Raw genomic sequence first — 4,235 nt, 5'->3', positions numbered from 1 at the left:
ACCGAGCTCACCGTGTCCTTCCCCTACGGGGACCTGGCCGCCACGGAGGAACTGCTCACCCGGTACCCGGACGACATCGCCTGCCTGATCCTGGAACCCGCCACCCACACCGAGCCGCCGCCCGGGTACCTGGCCGGCCTGCGGGAGCTGGCCGACCGGCACGGATGCGTACTGGTCTTCGACGAGATGATCACCGGCTTCCGCTGGTCCGAGGCGGGCGCCCAGGGCCTGTACGGCGTCGTCCCCGACCTCTCCACGTTCGGCAAGGCGCTGGGCAACGGGTTCGCCGTCTCGGCGCTGGCCGGGCGCCGCGACCTGATGGAGCGGGGCGGACTGCGCGGCTCCGGTGACCGGGTGTTCCTGCTGTCCACCACGCACGGTGCGGAGACGCACTCGCTGGCCGCCGCGATGGCCGTGCAGAGCACCTACGTCGAGGAGGGCGTCACCGCGCGGCTGCACGCCCTCGGCGAGCGGCTGGCCGCCGGTGTCCGCGACGCCGCGGCCGCCGCGGGAGTCGGCGACCACATCGTCGTCCGGGGCCGGGCCAGCAACCTGGTCTTCGCCACCCTCGACGAGAACCTGCGGCCGTCGCAGCGGTACCGCACCCTGTTCCTGCGCCGGCTCCTCGAGGGCGGGGTGCTCGCCCCGTCGTTCGTGGTGAGCAGCGCACTCGACGACGCGGACATCGACCGCACCGTCGACGTGGTGGCCCAGGCATGCGCGGTGTACCGGAAGGCACTGGACGCCTCCGACCCCACCCCCTGGCTGGCCGGGCGGGCGGTGAAGCCCGTGTTCCGCCGCCTGGCGTGACATGACGTCAGCGCCGCTCCCGCCGTCCCGCATCGGTGATCCGGTCGACTGTTTGGTCGACCAGCCACGCGGTCGCCGGTACCACCGCCAGCGCGGTGCACCAGCCGCCGAGGGCGTCGGTCGGGTAGTGCGCGCCGAGGCGGACCTCCGCCCACCCCATGGTGGCGCCGGCGACCAGCGCCGCGCCGAGCACGAGTGACCCGCCGGCCGTCCTGCCGAGGCCGAGCCGGCCGGTCGCGAGCAGCGCCGCCATCAGGGCGAGCGCGGTGAAGAAGGCGGTGTGCCCGCTCGGGTAGGACAGGTTGCCGGGGCCGTGGATGGTGCGCCCCACCAGGTGCTTGAGCAGCGTGGTCGTCCCCACGGTCAGACCGACGCCGGCCACGACGAGCACCGCCGCGCGGGGACGCCTGAGCAGCAGGCAGCCCGCCACGCAGGCCACGATCACCATCGCCGATCCCGCGGGTTCCCCCAGGAAGTCCAGGGCCAGAGCGATGTGCCGCCACGGCGGCCGCACGCCGTCCGCCGTCGGCGGGATGATCCACCTGTCCACCCTGCTGGGCTCGCTGTGGCCGGCGTACAGGACCCCGAGCACGACGACCACCAGCGTGGCGAGCGCCGCGACCAGCCCGAGCCGGGCGCGCAGTGCCGGGGGCAGCAACGCGCGTCGGGCTGGGCCGACTTCGGGGTCCGCTTCCGCCAGGCGATCCAACGCGAGCCCCCCGTCGTGTCCGCCCCCAGCCTCTGCTTGCCACCCTAACCGTTCGCGGGTGGTCCGGGTGGTCCAGGAGGTCGCCAGGCAAGCCGAGGCGGCGACCTGCGCTACGGCGCGGTGGGCAGGTGCGGGGAGCGGAGTACGAGCAGGGTGATCTCGCTGGGGGCGAAGACGCGGAACGGCGGGCCCCAGAAGCCGGTGCCGCGGCTGGTGTAGAGGAGGGTGCGGGTGCCGTGGCGGCTGAGGCCGGCGAGGGCGGGCTGGTCGAGGCGGACCAGGTGGTGGAAGGGCCAGATCTGGCCGCCGTGGGTGTGGCCGGAGAGCTGGAGGTCGATGCCGGCGGCGGCCGCCCGGTCGACGAACTTGGGCTGGTGCGCCAGGAGCAGGACGGGCAGGTCGGGGTCGGCGCCGTCCAGGGCTCCGGCGAGGTGGGCGCGGTGCCCTGCCAGGCCGGAGGACTCGGCGGTGACGTCGTCCACACCGGCGACCACGAGGGTGTCGCCGCCGCGTTCGAGCAGCAGATGGCGGTTGCGCAGCGGCTCCCAGCCCAGCTCGCCCATCAGGTCGACCCAGCCCTGGGCCTCGGTGTAGTACTCGTGGTTGCCGGTCACGTAGACCCGGGCCCGGGTGGCCCGCACGGTACCGAGCGGGACGGCCTGGGCGCGGCGGCGCTCGGCGGTGCCGTCCGCGATGTCGCCGGTGTGGCAGACCAGGTCGGCCTCCAGAGTGTTCACCGTCTCGCACACCCGCTCCGACCAGCGGGCGCGGTCGAGCGGGCCGTAGTGGGTGTCGGTGATGAGGGCGACGCGGGTGCCGTCCAACCCGGCGCCCAGCCGGGGGAGTTGCACGTCGAGGCGGCGCACGCGTGGCACGCGGCGGGCCTCGGCGTACCCCCAGGCGAGCAGTACGGCGGTGGTGCCGAGGACGGCCCAGGTGACGATGCGGGCCCGGTCCTGACTCTCGCCGACGCCGGCCACGGTCAGGGCGAGCCGCAGCAGGACACCGAGCAGCACGGACCAGGTGAACAGAACCCAGCTGGTGCCCAGCAGGGTGTCACCGACTATCGCCGCCCGGTCCTGCTGGCGCCGGCCGTGGCCGCGCATCATCGCGAGCGGCATAGCGGCGAGGCCGAGGGCGAACAGGGCGGTGCCGACCAGCCTGACGGGCAGCGGCCAGTGCTGGCCGGTGTACAGGAGCACCCAGCAGGGCACGGCCCACAGCAGGACGGGGGCGATCAGGGGGATGTAGCGCATCACGCGGTGCAGTCGGCTCTGCCGCGGAGCCTGCGCTTCGCTGTCGGCGGGTCGGATGTCGCTGGTGTCGGTCACGCTTCCCCTCTCGCATCAGGCTGCCGTCTCGCGAACTGTATCCGGTCGCCCCCGGGCCGGCCGGACTCGGCCGTAACCACCTCCACTGACATGAGCCCACGGATCAGCCGGATCAGCAACCATGATCCAACTCGCCGCCACCGCCCCGCCCGACGCACTCCTGGCGGCCTGCGGTCTTCATGTCGCACACCCCCTGCCCCGCAGAGTTGGCCGAGGGCGATCGTGAGGCGGTGCTCGCGACACGTGTGGGGGCTTGTGCGCGTGCGCGGCACACCGCTTCAGTGCGGGGTCGGTGGTTGACGAGAGGTCCTCTGGAAGACGCCGGGTTTCATCGCACGTGATAAACCCGGCGACGTCGGCGATCATCCCCGGGATACTGGTCGCCCATGGATGAGGTCGAAGTCGTCGTCGCCCATTCCGAGCGCGCGACCCTGCGCGTCGGCGACGTGTTCCTGAAGGTGGACGCCGATCAGGCGCGCATCGACGTCGAGGTCCAGGCGATGGCCCTGGCGCCGGTCCCGACTCCGGAGGTCCTGTGGCACAAGCCGCCCGTGCTCGCGATCGCCGCACTCCCGGGGACGACGCTCGGGCGCCTCGGCGGGCCGGTGACCGGGTCGCCGGCGGCGTGGGCCGCGGCGGGCGCCGCCATCCGGAAGCTGCACGAAGCGCCCCTGCCGCCCCTGCCGGGCCGGGCCGGCCAAAGCATCGTCGCGCTGGCGGCGGAACTCGACGACGAGTGCGAGTCGCTCGTGACGAACGGTGTCCTGCCCGCCGACCTGGTCACCCGCAACCGCCAGGTCGCCGAGGCCGCGCTCCGGCCGTGGACCCCGGCGTTCACGCACGGCGACCTGCAGATCGCCCACGTCTTCGTCGACGGCGACGAGGTCACCGGCATCATCGACTGGTCCGAGGCGGGCCCGGGGGATGCCCTGTACGACCTCGCCACCTTCACGCTCGGACACGAGGAGCACCTCGACGACCTCATCGCCGGCTATGGCACCGACGTCGACCTCGACGTGATCCGCGCGTGGTGGTCGTTGCGGAGTCTGCTGGTGGTTCGCTGGCTGGCCGAGCACGGCTTCGACCCGTTCGCGCCGGGCTGTGAGGTCGACGTACTGAGATCCCGGATGTGAGGCGGCGCGGGCCCGGCTGCCGCGCATGTGACCTTGTGCACGAGAACGGGCTCTGGCTCAGCTTCTGTGACGTCGCGAGCCACGGGGCGGCGCTCGTCCTCGAGCCGCCGACGGCTCATTACGCCGACGTCTTCGACACGCCCACCGAGGTACTGGCCGAGACGGTCGACCTGGTCCGGCGTCTGGCAAGGGCCATGCGCTCCGCTTTGAACGCGACCGGGGTACCACAGAAGTGGGGGGCGGCGCCGTGGC

Annotated in this window: 4 protein-coding genes and 1 pseudogene; 3 read left to right on the top strand and 2 right to left on the bottom strand. The window is 73.2% G+C overall.

What is annotated here, in order from left to right:
- Positions 1-810 (top strand): aminotransferase class III-fold pyridoxal phosphate-dependent enzyme (locus ACWGKQ_RS47645; RefSeq protein ID WP_453298362.1); only part of this gene is annotated, 810 nt, incomplete at its 5' end.
- A gap of 7 nt (positions 811-817) precedes the next feature.
- Here the strand turns inward: ACWGKQ_RS47645 and ACWGKQ_RS47640 are convergent.
- Positions 818-1,519, bottom strand: coding sequence for a phosphatase PAP2 family protein (locus ACWGKQ_RS47640; RefSeq protein WP_453298361.1), 702 nt, complete (start codon positions 1,517-1,519; stop codon positions 818-820).
- 110 nt (positions 1,520-1,629) lie between these two features.
- Positions 1,630-2,850, bottom strand: coding sequence for a metallophosphoesterase (locus ACWGKQ_RS47635; RefSeq protein WP_453298360.1), 1,221 nt, complete (start codon positions 2,848-2,850; stop codon positions 1,630-1,632).
- 386 nt (positions 2,851-3,236) lie between these two features.
- On the opposite strand from ACWGKQ_RS47635, the gene ACWGKQ_RS47630 reads away from it, so the two are divergent.
- Entirely contained in the window at positions 3,237-3,983 is a 747-nt protein-coding gene (locus ACWGKQ_RS47630) for a phosphotransferase family protein (protein WP_453298359.1), read from the top strand.
- Positions 3,984-4,018: 35 nt separating this feature from the next.
- Positions 4,019-4,235, top strand: a pseudogene (locus tag ACWGKQ_RS47625) (hypothetical protein); the annotation flags it as partial.

This window comes from Streptomyces sp. NPDC054770 (assembly GCF_053611985.1).
This window is presented reverse-complemented; position numbering and strand designations above follow the sequence as displayed.

What these genes read in the sequence shown, in the direction of transcription:
- ACWGKQ_RS47630 (WP_453298359.1), top strand. Translation starts at nt 3,237, where the DNA reads ATGGATGAGGTCGAAGTCGTCGTCGCCCATTCCGAGCGCGCGACCCTG.